This window comes from Mesorhizobium sp. IMUNJ 23232 (genome assembly GCF_044326205.1).
Taxonomy (GTDB): domain Bacteria; phylum Pseudomonadota; class Alphaproteobacteria; order Rhizobiales; family Rhizobiaceae; genus Kumtagia.
Genome location: NZ_JBIRCY010000008.1, coordinates 176751 through 190864, shown reverse-complemented (window position 1 = coordinate 190864; position 14114 = coordinate 176751). Strand labels below are relative to the sequence as shown.

15 protein-coding genes are annotated in these 14114 nt (G+C 65.7%); 8 read left to right on the top strand and 7 right to left on the bottom strand.

Going from position 1 to position 14114, the window contains the following annotated elements; genetic code table 11:
• Positions 1-70 (bottom strand): hypothetical protein (locus ACH196_RS08580; protein WP_396646469.1); only part of this gene is annotated, 70 nt, incomplete at its 3' end.
• A gap of 3 nt (positions 71-73) precedes the next feature.
• Complete coding sequence (gene nirD, locus ACH196_RS08575) at positions 74-403, bottom strand: nitrite reductase small subunit NirD (protein WP_396646468.1); 330 nt, start codon at positions 401-403, stop codon at positions 74-76.
• A gap of 112 nt (positions 404-515) precedes the next feature.
• On the opposite strand from nirD, the gene ACH196_RS08570 reads away from it, so the two are divergent.
• A complete protein-coding gene (locus ACH196_RS08570) occupies positions 516-722 on the top strand; it encodes a type II toxin-antitoxin system HicA family toxin (protein ID WP_396646458.1) in 207 nt (68 codons plus the stop codon).
• Positions 723-749: 27 nt separating this feature from the next.
• Complete coding sequence (locus ACH196_RS08565; protein ID WP_396646457.1) at positions 750-1154, top strand: type II toxin-antitoxin system HicB family antitoxin; 405 nt, start codon at positions 750-752, stop codon at positions 1152-1154.
• Positions 1155-1156: 2 nt separating this feature from the next.
• Here ACH196_RS08565 and nirB read toward each other — a convergent pair whose 3' ends face one another.
• The 5 genes from nirB to ACH196_RS08540 all read right to left on the bottom strand — a co-directional run bounded on the left by nirB (position 1157) and on the right by ACH196_RS08540 (position 8005).
• Complete coding sequence (nirB, locus tag ACH196_RS08560; RefSeq protein ID WP_396646456.1) at positions 1157-3607, bottom strand: nitrite reductase large subunit NirB; 2451 nt, start codon at positions 3605-3607, stop codon at positions 1157-1159.
• A 16-nt stretch (positions 3608-3623) separates the two neighbouring features.
• A complete protein-coding gene (locus ACH196_RS08555) occupies positions 3624-4928 on the bottom strand; it encodes a nitrate/nitrite transporter (RefSeq protein ID WP_396646455.1) in 1305 nt (434 codons plus the stop codon).
• Between the two features lie 350 nt (positions 4929-5278).
• The gene (locus ACH196_RS08550; protein WP_396646454.1) at positions 5279-6520 is read right to left on the bottom strand and encodes a CmpA/NrtA family ABC transporter substrate-binding protein; all 1242 of its coding nucleotides are present in this window, start codon (positions 6518-6520) and stop codon (positions 5279-5281) included.
• Positions 6517-7119, bottom strand: a complete 603-nt coding sequence (locus tag ACH196_RS08545) for an ANTAR domain-containing response regulator (protein ID WP_396646453.1) — start codon at positions 7117-7119, stop codon at positions 6517-6519. The genes ACH196_RS08550 and ACH196_RS08545 overlap by 4 nt, the downstream gene beginning before the upstream one ends.
• A gap of 103 nt (positions 7120-7222) precedes the next feature.
• Positions 7223-8005, bottom strand: coding sequence for a glycerophosphoryl diester phosphodiesterase membrane domain-containing protein (locus ACH196_RS08540; protein ID WP_396646452.1), 783 nt, complete (start codon positions 8003-8005; stop codon positions 7223-7225).
• 137 nt (positions 8006-8142) lie between these two features.
• Between ACH196_RS08540 and ACH196_RS08535 the strand changes: the two genes are divergently transcribed.
• Genes ACH196_RS08535 through ACH196_RS08510 form a run of 6 tightly spaced genes read left to right on the top strand, consistent with a single transcriptional unit; the run spans position 8143 to position 14108 of the window.
• A complete protein-coding gene (locus tag ACH196_RS08535) occupies positions 8143-8778 on the top strand; it encodes a DUF4129 domain-containing protein (RefSeq protein ID WP_396646451.1) in 636 nt (211 codons plus the stop codon).
• A complete protein-coding gene (locus ACH196_RS08530; RefSeq protein WP_396646450.1) occupies positions 8775-9989 on the top strand; it encodes a DUF4350 domain-containing protein in 1215 nt (404 codons plus the stop codon). The genes ACH196_RS08535 and ACH196_RS08530 overlap by 4 nt, the downstream gene beginning before the upstream one ends.
• On the top strand, positions 9976-10929 hold the full coding sequence (locus ACH196_RS08525; protein ID WP_396646449.1) for an AAA family ATPase: 954 nt from the start codon (positions 9976-9978) through the stop codon (positions 10927-10929). Before ACH196_RS08530 ends, ACH196_RS08525 begins: the two co-directional genes overlap by 14 nt.
• On the top strand, positions 10926-12239 hold the full coding sequence (locus ACH196_RS08520) for a DUF58 domain-containing protein (protein WP_396646448.1): 1314 nt from the start codon (positions 10926-10928) through the stop codon (positions 12237-12239). Before ACH196_RS08525 ends, ACH196_RS08520 begins: the two co-directional genes overlap by 4 nt.
• Entirely contained in the window at positions 12236-13252 is a 1017-nt protein-coding gene (locus tag ACH196_RS08515) for a stage II sporulation protein M (protein WP_396646447.1), read from the top strand. The genes ACH196_RS08520 and ACH196_RS08515 overlap by 4 nt, the downstream gene beginning before the upstream one ends.
• A complete protein-coding gene (locus ACH196_RS08510) occupies positions 13239-14108 on the top strand; it encodes an RDD family protein (protein WP_396646446.1) in 870 nt (289 codons plus the stop codon). Before ACH196_RS08515 ends, ACH196_RS08510 begins: the two co-directional genes overlap by 14 nt.
• Positions 14109-14114: the final 6 nt, after the last annotated feature.

Genomic DNA, 14114 nt, shown 5'->3' with positions numbered 1-14114 from the left:
CCCGCGCCAGCACGCCGCAACCCACCCCGCAATAGGGGCAGGTGGTCCTCACCTCGCGTGCATCCTGCATTCCTCAAGCCGCCTTCAGCGCCACAGCGTCGAGTGCTATGAACAGGCGGCCGCCCTCAACCTTGACCGGGATCGTCCTGACCGCGCCCTCGTCCGCACCTTGCGCCTTGCCGGTTTCCAGCGAGAACACCCAGTTGTGCAGCGGGCAGGTGACCGCAGCGCCATGGATGATGCCCTGGCTGAGCGGCCCGCCTTTGTGTGGGCAGTGGTCCTCGATGGCGAAGACACGGTCTTCCGCCGTGCGGAAAACGCCGATCTTGCCTTGCGGGGTGTCGACGCAGCGCGCGCCGCGCTGCGGGATGTCGGCGAGCATGCCGATGGGTGTCCAGTTCATCGCGTTCATTTCACGGGTTCCGAACTTGAGGGAGACCGGCAGGTGTTTTCGATCCCGCTTGCCGCGCGCCAGAATGTTGTGTACAATTGTGTAGTCGATTGGAACGTAGCCTGTGCCCGGAAAAAGCAACCGGACTCCGAGGGAAATCGCGGCAAGGTTGCGGCGCGAAGGCTGGACGGTGAAACGCAAAGGCCCAGGCGATCACGTTCAATACGTCCATCCCGAGAAACCGGGAAAAGTTACGCTCGATATGGGCGCCGATCCGATTCCCACCGGCACCCTGCGATCCATCTACCGGCAGGCCGGCTGGCAGTGGTGATCGCCAAGCATAAGGAGACAGGAAACGATGCCGCTTGCCTATGCCCTGGTCCACGAGGAAGACGGCGTCTTCGGTATTTCCTTCCCCGACTTTCCCGGTTGCATATCGACGGGCAGGACCGAAGAGGAAGTGTTGCGCAAGGGCGCGGAGGCCCTCACGTTTCATGTCGCCGGAATGGTCGAGGACGGCGACCCGCTGCCGGTGCCGCGCAGCCTGGCGGAGTTGCGAGCCGATGCCGGATTTCAGGACGCCGCCGCGGGCGCGATCCTGACATTGGTTTCGGTCGATCTTCCCGGCCGCGCCGTGCGCCTCAACATTTCGATGGATGAAACGCTGCTCGACGCGGTGGATCGCGCCGCTGCGGCGGCCGGTCAGTCGCGGTCGGCCTTCCTTGCCGAAGCCGCCCGCCGGCGCCTGAAGGATGCCGCCTGACTTCATTCAGCAGCCTGCGCGAAACCGACCGCCGCGAGCGGCTGGAACTCGTGCTTGTCCTTGCCGGAGACGCGCTCCGACCAGGGATCGACCTGCGCGAACTTTTGGGAAAACACGAAGCGTTCGTAGTAGGCTTTCCGCTTCTCGAGATCATCGAGGACCTGGCGCTTGATCTCCGCGATGCCGATACGCTTGGCCCATTTGTAGATGCGCTCGAGATAGCGCGCCTGCTCACGGTACATCTGTGTCAGCGCGACGATGACCTCCAGCGCCTCGTCTTCGCTCCTGACTAGGCCGAGCACCTCGGTGCCCTTGATGTCGAGGCCGGCGGCGCCGGCGAAATGGATCTCGTAGCCTGAATCGACACAGATCACGCCGACGTCCTTGCAGGTGGCCTCGGCGCAGTTGCGCGGACAGCCCGACACCGCCATCTTGACCTTGGCCGGCGTCCACGAGCCCCACATGAATTTTTCGATGCGGATGCCCAGCCCGGTCGAATCCTGCGTGCCGAACCGGCACCAATCGGTGCCGACGCAGGTTTTTACCGTGCGCAGGCCCTTGGCATAGGCCTGGCCCGAGACGAAGCCGGCCTTGCCGAGATCGGCCCAGACCGCCGGCAGATCCTGCTTGCGGATGCCCAGCATGTCGATGCGCTGTCCGCCGGTGACCTTCACCGCCGGGATCGCGAACTTGTCGACGACGTCGGCGATGGCGCGCAGTTCCTTCGACGAGGTCATGCCGCCCCACATGCGCGGCACCACCGAATAGGTGCCATCCTTCTGGATGTTGGCGTGGACGCGCTCGTTGATGAAGCGCGACTGGTAGTCGTCGGCATATTCATCCGGCCAGTCGCAGACGAGGTAGTAGTTGAGCGCCGGCCGGCATTTTGCGCAGCCGCAGGAGGTCTTCCACTGAAGCTCCTGCATGATTGCGGGAATGGTCTTCAGCCCCTTGGCCTTGATCAGCCGGCGCACATCGTCGTGCCCGAGCGTCGTACAGGAACACATAGGCTGGACAGCGGCAGGATTGTAGCTGTCGCCGAGCGTCAGCTTCAGCAGTTGCTCGACCAGCCCCGTGCAGGAGCCGCACGAGGCGGACGCCTTGGTGTGGGCACGCACATCATCGAGGCCGGTCAGCCCCTTGCCGGTGATCGCCCCGGTGATCTTGCCCTTGCAGACGCCGTTGCAGCCGCAGATTTCCGCATCATCCGCCAGTGCCGCAACGGCCGCCATAGGGTCCAGCGGGGACCCTCCCTGATACGCCTGGCCGAAGATCAGCGTATCGCGCATCTCCGAAATGTCGGTCTGTTTTTTCTTCAGATCGTTGAACCAGGCGCCGTCGCCGGTCTCGCCATAGAGCACCGTGCCGATGACGCGGTTGTCCTTCAGCACCAGCCGCTTGTAGATGCCGGAGGCTGCATCGCGCAGAACGATCTCTTCGCGGTCGTCGCCGTCGGCGAAATCGCCCAGCGAATAGAGGTCGATGCCGGTGACCTTGAGCTTGGTCGGCGTGTCCATGTGGACGAAGCCCGCCGCGCCGTCGCCGGCAAGCCGCGACGCGGCCACCCGCGCCATCTCGTAGAGCGGCGCCACAAGCCCGTAGACATTGCCGCCGACCTCGGCGCATTCGCCGAGCGCAAAAATATCCGGATCGGAGGTGCGCATGCCGGCATCGACGACGATGCCGCGATTGACTTCCAGCCCGGCATCTTTCGCGAGCGCGGCGCTCGGCCGGATGCCGACGGCCATGACGACGAGATCGGCCGGTATGACCGTTCCGTCAGCCAGTTCGATACCCTGGACCTTGCCGTCGCCGACGATGGCCTTTGTGTTGGCCTTGGTCACCACCTTGATGCCGCGCGCCTCCACCGCCTTTTGCAGCAGGTAGCCGGCGGTCGGATCGAGCTGACGCTCCATCAGCGTCGGCATGACATGCAGCACGGTCACGTCCATGTCGCGCATGCGCAGGCCGGCCGCAGCTTCGAGCCCGAGCAGGCCACCGCCGATGACGACCGCCTTGGCCCGCGACTGCGCCGCGAGCAACATGGCGTTGACGTCGTCGAGGTCGCGATAGGTCAGGACACCCGGAAGATCCTTGCCCGGCACCGGGATGATGAACGGCACAGAACCGGTGGCGATCACCAGCCGGTCGTAGCTCTCGGTCACGCCATGGTCGGAGGTCACCGTCTTCGCCTCGCGATCGATCGAGACGATCCTGTGACCCTTGTAGAGCGTGATGCCGTGCTTGATGTACCAGCCATCGCCATGGATGACGATCTCCTCGAAATCCTTCTCGCCGGAGAGCACCGGCGACAGCATGATGCGGTCGTAGTTGACGCGCGGCTCGGCGTTGAAAATGGTGACCTGGTAGCGGCCGGGCGCGGCGTCCAGCAGATGCTCCAGCATCCTGCCGGGCGCCATGCCGTTGCCGATGATGACGAGTTTCTCGGTCATGTCGCGGCCTCCCGGTTCACTCGGCCGCCGCGACGAGTGCCGGCTCGCGCGCCATCGAGGCGTCGCGGTTCATCCGCAGGATTGCCGCGTGCATCCAGGCGAGGCACGCCGCGACGACCACGAACAGCAGCATGAAGCAGCTCGACCAGACGCCGGTCAGATCGTTCAGCGCACCGAAGGCAATCGGCAGCACGAAGCCACCAAGGCCGCCGATCATGCCGACGAGGCCACCGACAGCGCCGACACTCTGCGGGTAGTAGACAGGGATGTGTTTGTAGACGGCGGCCTTGCCGATCGCCATGAAGAAGCCCAGCACGAAGGCAATCGCGATGAAAGCCAGCCAGCCGATTTCGAAGTGGAAGGCGATCGGGCCGTTGATGCCGCGCACCGTATAGTCGGTCGTCGGCAGCGCCAGCACCGCGCAGCACACGGCCGACACGACGAAGGTCCAGTAGAGCACGGTGCGCGCGCCGAGGCGGTCGGACAGCACGCCGCCATAGGCCCGGAAGATCGAGGCCGGGATCGAATAGGCCGCGCCGATCATGCCGGCGGTGGCGATGTCGAATCCGTAGACGCCGATCAGGTATCGCGGCAGCCACAGCGCCAGAGCCACAAAGCCTCCGAAGACGAAGAAGTAGTAGAGGCCGAAGCGCCAGACGCGCACATCCTTCAACGGCTGGAACTCCGCCCAAAAGCTGCGCGGCTGGCCGGCACCGGACAGGCGGCGCTGCTTGATGACGGGGTCGTCCTCTGTGCCGAACCAGAAGATGAAGGCCATGAAGGCGAGCACACACGCCCAGATCACGGCAACGCTCTGCCAACCTGCGGCCAACAGGACGAAAGGCGCCAAAAACTTCGTCACCGCCGCGCCGACATTGCCGACGCCGAATATACCGAGCGCGGTGCCCTGCTTCCCTGCCGGGAAGAAACGCGACACATAGGCGACACCGACGGCGAACGAGCCTCCAGCGAGACCGACGCCGAGCGCGGCGAACAGCATCTGCGTGTAGGTATGCGCGAAGGCGAGCAGGAATGTCGCGATGGCCGCGGCCAGCATCGTTGCAGTGTAAACGAGCCTGCCGCCGAAACGGTCGGTCCACACGCCGAGCACGATGCGCACCAGCGAGCCGGTGAGGATCGGCGTTCCGACCAGCAGGCCGAACTGCGTTTCGCTGAGGCCGAGTTCCTGCTTGATGCGCACGCCGATGATGGAAAAGATCGTCCACACCGCGAAGCAGACGGTGAAGGCGATGGTGGACATGGCAAGCGCGCGAGTCGAGGCTTTGTCCTGGCTTGGCGCGGCTGGGAAGCTTTCTGTCATTGTCGGCTCCGTTGAGCGGCATGGACTGCGCCAAGCCGGGATGGATCGCGAAAACAAAAAAGCCGCCGGCCAAGTCCTTGCGTCCGGAAATCCGGCATCGCATTTCGACTTGAGCGGCAGCTTTGCCTGGAAGGCGCCCGCCATTGGACGCCGATGTCATTGGCCCGAGGGCCTCGCAATTATCGAAGCACGAACCGTGCCAATTTGAAAAATAAGAGAAAAGTTATTTTATTTCAAACGCTTATAAAACATACCGATCGGGCGGGATTCGGACAGCCGGTCAAACGATAGTCAATCGCCCGCCATATTGCCCATTTATTGTGCGATGCACAAATACGATCACTCGATGATCACGCTACGTCGAGGCGGCGTTGCGCGGCGATATAGGCGTCGAGTCGGTCGGGATCGAACAGGCTTCCGTCGAAGAACCCGTCCGGCCCGAGCGTCAGGCTGGCGCCGGCCGAACCGACGGGTGTTTCCGCCTTCAGCGCGCCCTCCACCTTGGCGTTGGCGCCGGGCAGCGGCACGCCGAGCGGCCTGAGCGCCGCGCGATAGAGGTCCGGCCGGTATGTCTCGCGTGCGATCGCCGCGTTTGCGGCATTGTGCTCGACCTGCCCCCAGCGCGCCATCTGGCTGTAGAACCACAGCGCGTGGCTTTTCCACGGAAAGGTTGCCGCTTTGGCCAGAGGTACAAAAAAGTCCGCGACGCCGACCGTGCTTTCGGGACCGGTGCGGAGCCGGCCCGACAGCGCCGGCAGCATCCAGTCGGCCGGCCGCCCGACATAGGCGGGCGACGCCAGCATGCCGGCCAGTTCGGCGTGGTTGTCGGGATCGGCGCACCATTGCGCGGCGCGGTAAAGCGCGCGCAGCAGTGCTGCCAGCGCCTCCGGCCTGGCCTCCGCCCAAGATTGCGCGACGCCCAGCACCTTTTCAGGGCTTGAGCGCCATATCGCCGCCTTGACCGTGGCGATACGTCCGTGGCCGAGGGCGACGGCAGCCGTGTTCCACGGCTCGCCGACGCAATAGCCGTCGATCGCCCCGGAGCCTAGCGCGTCCGCCATTAGCGGCGGCGGCACGATGACGATGTCGATGTCGCGCTCAGGGTCCACCGCGCAGGCGGCCAGCCAGTACCGAAGCTCGTAGTTGTGGCCCGAATGCGGATGCACGACCGCGAAGCGCAGAGGCGGCCGGCCGGCGCGCGCCCGTTCCGCGACCACCTTCTTCAGCGCGGCGCCGACCTCGCGTGGGGCGAGATCGCCGGTCGCGCCATGCGCGGCCAGCGCCTGCCAAAGCGGATTGGACACCGTCACCGCGTTGCCGCCCAGCCCAAGCGCCATCGGCGCCACGGTGCGCGCGGCGAGTGGCGTCAGCCCGAGATTGCAGGCGATCGGCATCGGCGCCAGCATGTGCGCCACTTGGAAATGGCCGACCGCCAGCCGGTCGCGGATGTTCGCCCAGGATGTCTCGCGCGCCAGGGTCAGGTCCACGCCCTCTTGCGCCGCGAATCCCGCCTCCTTCGCCGCGACCAGCAGGGCGCTGTCCAACAGCGGCAGGAACCCGGCGGTGATCTGGTGCGGCGCGTCGGTGCTCATGCGTCGTCTCCCGGGCCGAGCAGGCCGGCGGCCAGGATCAGGCTGCGCGCCACCTCGCCGATCCTGCGGTTCTGGTTCATGGCGGTCTTGCGCAGCAGCGCGTAGGCTTCCGCCTCCTGCAGTCCCCGCGATTTCATCAGGATGCCCTTGGCCTTCTCGACCGCCTTGCGGTCCTCGAGTTCGCTGCGCGCCTCCTCCAGTTCACGCGACAGCCGCGAAAAAGCATTGAAGCGGCTGATCGCCAGGTCGAGGATCGGCTTCACCCGTTCGCGCTTCAGCCCGTCGACGATATAGGCCGACACGCCGGCGTCTATCGCCGCCTCGATGGAAGCGCTGTCGGAACGGTCGACGAACATGGCAATGGGACGTTTCACCGCGCGAGACAGTTGGAACATGTTCTCCAGCATGTCGCGATTGGGGTTCTCCAGGTCGATGACGATGACGTCGGGATTGATCTCGGCGATGCGCCGCGCGATGCCGGCAACGTCATGCACCAGCGTCACCCGGTCATGGCCGGCCTCGCGCAGCCCCGCCTCGATGATCGCGGCGCGGATGCGGTTCTCGTCGATGACCAGTATGGCAAGGGATGCTGGAGCCATGCCGCATTTTGCGCGCCGCCGGCTATTGTGCAATGCGGCATTTGCGATGCCGGCCCGGAAGGCACGGGGCCGGCATCAGTTCCCATGGCCAAGCCGAGAGACGCTAGGCGAAAATCTCCGCGAGTTCCTTCACGTCCGTGCCTTCCTTGACGTAGCGCAGTTCGACATAGCTAACTGCGCTGGCGATCGACGCCACCATGGTCGATATCGTCGACGCCAGCGCCAGCAACGCAGCCCCGATCACATCTCCCACCAAGGGGATCACCGCCCCAGCCGCAAGTTCGAGCACCATTTGCAGTACGATAAGCGCCACATACAATATCACGAAAAAGCCGAGTAACGCCCAGCGGTTTCCCTTCGTCAAATTCGCGCTTCGCGACAGGCTGTCATTCACTCCTAGCCGTTCCTGAACCAGCACGGGCACTGCGACCGCCCAGCGCAGGAATAAGATGATACCGGGCACGAGAAGCAGCATCGAGGCAAGACCGATCCCGATGCCGACCACCAACGACAGCCCTATCACCGGCAGCAAGACGGCGATCGCCCTGTTTAGACTGTCCGCGAACGACGGTTGCTGGCCGTTCAAATCTTCGATCGTAGCCCGCACAAGCGCAGCCTGGAGCAAAGATCCGAATATGAAGTAGACCAGGATGCCGCCAATCCCCGAGGTGACTGAAGACCATCCGAACGCCGCTCCCGCTTCTGGCGCCAATGCGGCCGCAACCTGGCTTTGCGTCCAGAGCTGAAAAAGGAATGTTGGAATACCGGAAAAAATCGCCGCCAGCCCGATGCAGAGCCCGAGATTGCGGCCGAGCACGCTGAACGTATCGCCAAACACCCGGCCGATGCGAAAACTCGCCGGCCGGTCGTAACTTGCCATGGTCATGTCGCCCTCTCTGGCTCGCAGCAACCATCCCCACTGCGTTTCCACGCAAGGTTGCCAATCTTGCCGCGCTTCGTCCAGTCTTGCTTGCATTTTTCAGACAAGATTGTCAGTGATTGCCGGGGTCGCGCGGAGCACGCATGGACGAAACCGACGCAGTGTTGGACGGGACGGCCGAACGACTGGCCGAGGCCCATCGCCGGTTGATCGCCGACGATTCGATCCAGTTCGACCTGCCCGCCTATGTGCCGCCAAAACCGCCCGAATGGCTGCAGCCGCTGGCCGATCTCTTCCGATGGCTGGCACCCTACTTCATCTACATGTTCTGGACCGCCGTCATCGCCGGCGCGGCGGTCATCCTGCTTCTGATCGTCCTCGAACTCCGGGGCGTCGCCTGGCGCTTCCCCTGGCAGCGCGACGCTGTCGAGGCCGAAGCTGAGGAAACCTGGCGCCCGGACGCGGCGAAGGCGCAGATCCTGCTTTCCGAGGCCGACGCGCTGGCCGAGCGCGGGCAATATGACGAGGCGGTGCATCTTCTTCTGCGCCGCAGCGTCGAGGACATTTCCGACCGCCTGCCGGATTTCCTGCGGCCATCGCTGACGGCCCGCGACATAGCTGGCGCGGCGTCGCTGCCGGCGCGGGCGCGCGGCGCGTTCTCGCAGATCGCCCAGATCGTCGAGGCGGCGCTGTTCGCGAAAAAACCGGTCGGCGCCGAGGGTTGGCGGGAAGCGCGCGGCGCCTATGAGCGCTTCGCCTTCAGGGATGCCTGGGCGTGAGCCTCGAGGCCACTTCCCCAGCAACCGGCGCACCGTTCAACCGGCGAACCGTGTTCTGGGGCGTGCTCGCCAGCCTGCTGGCCGCAGCCGGCTTCGTGCTCCTCTCCACCTATGCCCCCGACTTCCGCCTTGGGCAGCAGGGCGGCTCCTCCGCTCTGTCGAAAAGCGGCGCCGGCTTCGCCGGCCTCGTCGATCTGATGACGCTGATGGACGACGAGCCCGAGACGGCGCGAAGCGTGGACGATCTCTATTCGGACAGCCTGGTCATCGTGACGATCTCGCCGCAAAGCGACCCAGAAGCCTTGAAGGAAATCCTCGACGCGCGCTCGGGAAGCGAGACGCTGTTCGTCCTGCCGAAATGGAGCACCGCGCCTTTGCCGAGCCATGAAGGCTGGGAGATGCAGTTTGGACGGCTGTCGGCAGGCAGCGTCGACCAGTGGCTCGTTCGTTTCGTGGAAACCAAGATCGGTACGGAGAAGGCGACGGTCGATCGCCTCGCCGCCGCGAACGGCCGGTTCGCCGCCCCTGCCCCCAAGGATTTGCAGTGGGCAGCAGCAGCAGACGACGCCCTGATCTCGGCCGGCCCGGGCAAGGGCGTCCTGATCAAGGCCAAGGACGAGCCGTTTTTCGTGCTGACAGACCCGGATCTGCTCGACAATGCGGCGCTGAAGGATCCGGACCGCGCGGCGGCGGCGATCGGCCTGATCGACATGGTCAGGCCCAACAGTGACCCTGTCATCTTCGACCTCACGCTGCATGGCGCTAACCGCAAGCATGACCTTCTCAAGCTGCTGATCGAGCCACCCTTCCTCGCCTTGACGCTGTCGATCCTCGCCGCCTCGGCGCTGGCCGTCCTGCACGGTCTCGGGCGTTTCGGGCCGGCTGCGCCGGAAACGCGGGCGATCCCCTTCGGCAAGAAGGCGCTGGTCGAGACCACCGCGACGCTGATGCGCCGGGCCGGACGGCTGGACGGGCTCGGCGGACGTTATGCGGCGCAGATGCGCCAGCGTGCCGGCCTGCTTCTCGGCGCCCCGCACGGAATGCAGGGCGACGCGCTCGACCAATGGCATGCGGCCCGCGACAAGGACGGCGGGGACGGCTATGCAGAGCGGGCGAAAGCAGTGCGTGGCGCCACGAACGAACCGGACCTGACGGCGGCGGCGCGAGGGCTCCATCAATGGATATCGAGGAATTTGCGTGAACGTCGATGATGTGAAGACTGTCGCCGCCGGCATCAGGGCGGAGGTCGCCAAGGCGATCACCGGCCAGGCCGACACGATCGACCTGATGCTGACCGCGCTGTTCGCCGGCGGCCACATATTGCTCGAAGGCCCGCCCGGCACCGCCAAGACGATGATCGCCCGCTGCTTCGCCCAGGCGCTCGGCGTCACCTATGGCCGCATCCAGTTTACGCCCGACCTGATGCCGGGCGACATCGTCGGCTCCAACATCTACAATTTCCAGACCGGGCAGTTCACGCTGACCCGCGGCCCGATCTTCTGCGACCTGCTGCTGGCCGACGAGATCAACCGCACCCCGCCGAAGACCCAGGCCGCACTTCTGGAGGCCATGCAGGAGAACGCCGTCACCTTCGACGGCACCACGCACTCGCTGGGCGCCAACTTCATGGTCGTCGCCACCCAGAACCCGATCGAGCACCAGGGCGTCTATCCGCTGCCCGAGGCGCAGCTCGATCGCTTCCTGTTCAAGCACCGTGTCGCCTACCCGAGCATCGAGGAAGAACGCGCCATCATCGCCCATCACGGCGGCGGCGGCTCGCACAAGGTCGAGAGTTTCGACATCGCGCCGCAACTCGACGGCGAACACCTGCAAGCCGCGATCGCCACGGTCGGTTCGGTGACGCTGGTCGACGAGGTCATCGGCTACATCGCAAAGCTGGTGCGCGCCACCCGCGACAGCGCGGAGCTGGAAGTCGGCGCCAGCCCGCGTGCCGGTGTGATGCTGGCGCGGGCCGCCCGCGCCCGCGCCGCGCTCGATGGACGCAACTACGTCATCCCCGATGACGTCAAGACGCTGGCCGTGCCGGCGTTGCGTCATCGCGTCGTGCTGTCGCCCGCCGCGCAGATCGACGGCCGCGAGGTCGAGCAAATCGTCGCCGACCTGGTCGACGTCACGGAGGCGCCGCGTTGATCTACCCGAGCGGCCGGTCGGTCTGGGCGGCCGCCCTCGGCGCGGTGCCGGCCTTTCTCGTGGCGCTGGCGCTGCCATCGGTCTGGTATCTCGGACTGCTCTGGATCTGCCTGCTGCTCGCCTTCCTGCTGGTCGACGCCACGGCCGGCCCGGGCCGCGCCTCGCTGGAGGCCAATCTGAAATCGACCCCGCAGGTGGGCATTGGCGGCCGCTTTCCGGTGTTCATCAGCGCCCGCTTTGCCAGTGGTGCACCCGCGAAGATCGAGGCTCGGCTGGCGCACGACACGCGGCTCGAACCGATCGGCGAGGCGGGCGGCACGCTCCGCCCCACGCCCGAGGGCGGCGCGCTGGAGCTGCATTTCCATGCGTTGCGGCGCGGCATAGCGAGCCTCGACCGTCTGTGGCTGCGCTGGCCCGGTCCGTTCGGGCTGGTGTGGAAGCAGGTCGCCCTGCCGATGGACAACAAGGTCGCGATATTGCCCAACATCGGCGGCGTCCGCGACGAAGCGATCCGGCTGCTGCAGCGCGAGGCGCTTGCCGACGGACAGGAACAGCGCCGCGCCGGCCAGGGCCGCGAATTCGAATCGCTGAAGGACTACCAGCCCGGCATGGGCCGCCGCATGATCGACTGGAAGCGCAGCGCCCGCCACGGCAAGCTGGTCGCCCGCGAGTTCCGCGTCGAGCAGAACAACAACATCGTGCTCGCCATCGACAGCGGCCGGCTGATGTGCGAGCCGATCGACGGCGTGGCGAAACTCGACCGCGCGGTGACGGCGGCGCTGCTCACCGCCTTCGTCGCCCTGAAGGGCGGCGACATGGTCGGCCTGTTCAGCTTCGACGCGCGGCCCCGCATCGTCGGCAAGGCGGTGCGCGGCTCGACCGGTTTTTCGTTGATCCAGAAACGCGCCGCCGAGATCGACTATTCCAACGAGGAGACCAATTTTACCCTGGCGCTGACCACGCTGTCGGCCCAGCTCGACCGGCGCTCGCTGGTCATCATCTTCACCGACTTCGTCGACCCGATCAGCGCCGAGCTGATGCTGCGCACGGTCGGGCGGCTGACTGAACGGCATATGGTGCTGTTCATGCTGATGAAGGACGAGGAACTGGAAACGCTCTCCGACACGCAGCCGGAAAAAGCCGAGGACGTGGCGCGCTCGGTCATTGCCGGCGGGCTTCTGCGCGAGCGCGAGGTGGTCATCGCCAAGCTGAGGCGCCTCGGCGCCCATGTCGTCGAGGCCGATCACCGCCGGCTCGGCCCCGCGCTGGTCCAGCACTATCTCGACCTGAAGCAGGAGGATGTGCTGTGAACGCCCCCGTCTCAGCCGACGGCGTGCGCCAGTCGCTGGCCAGCTTCCGCTCCGACCGCGAGGCCGACTGGAAGGCGTTCGACGACCTGCTGACGCGCGCCGAGAAACGCTCGCCCAAATCGCTGACGGACGAGGAGCTGCTGTCGCTGCCCATACTCTACCGTTCGACACTGTCGTCGCTGTCGGTGGCGCGCGCCACCTCGCTCGACAATGCGCTGATCGGTTATCTCGAATCGCTCTGCCTGCGCGGCTATTTTTATCTCTACGGCGCGCGGCGCGGCCTGATCGAGCGCATCGCCGCCTTCTTCATCCATGACTGGCCCGAAGCGATACGCGATCTCTGGCGCGAAACGCTGGTCTCGGTCGGCCTGATGCTGGTCGGCGCGGTGGCGGCATTCCGGCTGGTCGCCTCCGACAAGACCTGGTTCGACGCCATCATTCCCGCCGAGCTTGCCGGCGGCCGCGGCCCCGACGCCTCGGTCGACTGGCTGCGGAGCGGCCTCTACGACAGCGGCGACGGCTATCTCTCGACCTTTGCCGCCTATCTTTTCACCCACAATGTCCAGGTCTCGATCCTCGCCTTCGCGCTCGGCTTCGCTCTCTCCGTGCCGACAGTGCTGCTCATCCTGATGAACGGCTGCATCCTCGGCGCGATGTTCCAGGTTTACTGGTCGAAGGGCCTCGGCTTCGAGCTCGGCGGCTGGCTGGTGATCCATGGCAGCACCGAGCTCTTCGCCATTGCGATCGCCGGCGCGGCGGGAATGCGCATCGGCACCCGCATCGCCTTTCCCGGTGAACTGACTCGCATGAAGGCCGCCGCCAAGGCGGGCCGCGTGGCGGCGAGCGCCATGGTCGGCGTGGCCATCATGCTGCTGGCCGCCGGCCTGCTCGAAGGCTTCGGCCGCCAGACCATCACCAGCGATCTGGCCCGCTACGCGATCGGCGGCGGGTTCCTGGCACTGTGGATCGTCTATTTCTACCTGATCCGGGCGGACCGAGATGGCGAAGCTTAGGCGCCGGGAGGCAGTATCCCGCGTCCGGCCGCTGGTCACGCCGGAAGGCGTGGACCTGCGCGTGACGCTGGCCGACGCCGGCACCCGCGCCAGCGCTTTCCTGCTCGATGCCGTGATGATCATGCTGGCCGGCCTGATCATCACCATCGTTGCCTTCATGGGCCTCGGCGGGCTGGGCTTCGACAGATCCGAGCCGGTCGTCGTCGTCTGGATCGTGCTGATCTTCTTCCTGCGCAACGCCTATTTCCTCGCCTTCGAGGCGGGCCGCGGCGCACGCACGCTGGGCAAGCGCATCATGGGTATCCGCGTCGCCTCGCGCGACGGCTCGGGCCTCGCCATCGACCAGGTCATCGCCCGCAACCTGATGCGCGAGATCGAAGTGTTTTTGCCGCTCTCCATGCTGGTGGCGCAGGCCGGCAGCGGCCTTGCCGATACGCTGACGACGGTGTTCGGCCTGGGCTGGGCGCTGATTTTTGCGCTTTTCCCGCTGTTCAACCGCGACCGCCTGCGCATCGGCGACCTGCTCGCCGGAACCTGGGTGGTGGAGGCGCCGAAACGTGTGCTGGTCGACGACCTGACGAAACATACGGATTTCGCCGCGAGCACCTACCGCTTCACCCCGGCGCAACTCGACGTCTACGGCATTGCCGAATTGCACAAGCTTGAGGAGATTCTGCGCGGCGACAACGACTCGGCACTCGAAACGGTCGCGAGGGCGATCGGCGAAAAGATCGGCATGCCCTATCGCGGCTACCGCGCCCGCCCCTTCCTCACCGCCTATTACACCGAGCTGCGCGCGCATCTGGAACGAAAACTGCTGCTGGGAAAGCGCCGCGCCAGCAAGCATGATGCCTGATACCAG

Coding starts and splice junctions, on each gene's coding strand:
- nirD (WP_396646468.1), bottom strand. CDS start 403: ATGAACTGGACACCCATCGGCATGCTCGCCGACATCCCGCAGCGCGGC.
- ACH196_RS08565 (WP_396646457.1), top strand. CDS start 750: ATGCCGCTTGCCTATGCCCTGGTCCACGAGGAAGACGGCGTCTTCGGT.
- nirB (WP_396646456.1), bottom strand. CDS start 3,607: ATGACCGAGAAACTCGTCATCATCGGCAACGGCATGGCGCCCGGCAGG.
- ACH196_RS08555 (WP_396646455.1), bottom strand. CDS start 4,928: ATGACAGAAAGCTTCCCAGCCGCGCCAAGCCAGGACAAAGCCTCGACT.
- ACH196_RS08550 (WP_396646454.1), bottom strand. CDS start 6,520: ATGAGCACCGACGCGCCGCACCAGATCACCGCCGGGTTCCTGCCGCTG.
- ACH196_RS08545 (WP_396646453.1), bottom strand. CDS start 7,119: ATGGCTCCAGCATCCCTTGCCATACTGGTCATCGACGAGAACCGCATC.
- ACH196_RS08540 (WP_396646452.1), bottom strand. CDS start 8,005: ATGACCATGGCAAGTTACGACCGGCCGGCGAGTTTTCGCATCGGCCGG.
- ACH196_RS08535 (WP_396646451.1), top strand. CDS start 8,143: ATGGACGAAACCGACGCAGTGTTGGACGGGACGGCCGAACGACTGGCC.
- ACH196_RS08510 (WP_396646446.1), top strand. CDS start 13,239: ATGGCGAAGCTTAGGCGCCGGGAGGCAGTATCCCGCGTCCGGCCGCTG.